Genomic DNA, 949 nt, shown 5'->3' on the forward strand with positions numbered 1-949 from the left:
CCACGACGTGGCGGTGGGTGCCGAGAGTGCTCGGTGACCGGCCCACGGATGGGCTGGGGGATCATCCACTCGCCCGTCTCACGGAGGACTCATCATGGGCTTCAGCGTCAACACGAACGTCTCGGCACTCAACACGTACCGGAACCTCACGAGCACCCAGAACAGCCAGAGCAAGTCGCTGGAGAAGCTGTCGTCGGGTCTGCGGATCAACCGTGCGGCGGACGACGCCGCGGGTCTGTCGATCGCCGAGGGTCTCAAGGCCCAGGTGAACGGTTACAGCGTCGCGGCGCGCAACGCGCAGGACGGCATCAGCGTCGTGCAGACGGCGGAAGGTGCGCTGGGTGAGGCGCAGTCGATCCTGCAGCGCATGCGCGACCTGTCGGTGCAGGCGGCGAACGACACGAACAACGCCGACGCGCGCACCGCGATCAAGTCGGAGCTCGACGAGCTCGCGGACGAGCTCGACCGGATCGTCGACTCGACGAACTTCAACGGCATCGACCTGCTCAAGGCCAGCGCGACCGACCTCACGGTCCAGGTGGGCGCCGAGGGCACCGGTGACGGCAACACCATCACCATCGACCTCACCACCAACGACCTCCAGACGGTCATCGAGGCGGGCGTGTACGCCGCCGCGGGCGGCAGCTCCCTCACGGTGGACACGGCGGCGAACGCGCAGGCCGCGATCGAGACGATCGACACGGCGCTCAAGGCCGTGTCGACGGCTCGCTCGGGCCTGGGTGCGACGCAGAACCGCCTGGAGTACGCGATCTCCAACATCAACGTCGCGACGGAGAACCTGACCTCCGCCGAGTCGCGCATCCGCGACGTCGACATGGCCAAGGAGATGATGAACTACTCGCGCACCAACATCCTGTCCCAGGCCGGCACCGCGATGCTGGCCCAGGCGAACCAGGCCAGCTCGGGAGTCCTCCAGCTCCTCGGCTGA

The 949-nt window shown here is 67.4% G+C and carries 1 protein-coding gene; it reads left to right on the forward strand.

Annotated elements, in window-relative coordinates:
* The first annotated feature begins 94 nt into the window (after positions 1 to 94).
* Positions 95 to 949 (forward strand): flagellin, encoded by an 855-nt coding sequence (locus tag ACPCUX_RS18755; protein WP_137281550.1) that lies wholly within the window; start codon positions 95 to 97, stop codon positions 947 to 949.

Source organism: Cellulosimicrobium sp. AB352 (assembly GCF_049538415.1).
Taxonomy (GTDB): Bacteria; Actinomycetota; Actinomycetes; order Actinomycetales; family Cellulomonadaceae; genus Cellulosimicrobium; species Cellulosimicrobium funkei.

Coding starts and splice junctions, on each gene's coding strand:
- ACPCUX_RS18755 (WP_137281550.1), top strand. CDS start 95: ATGGGCTTCAGCGTCAACACGAACGTCTCGGCACTCAACACGTACCGG.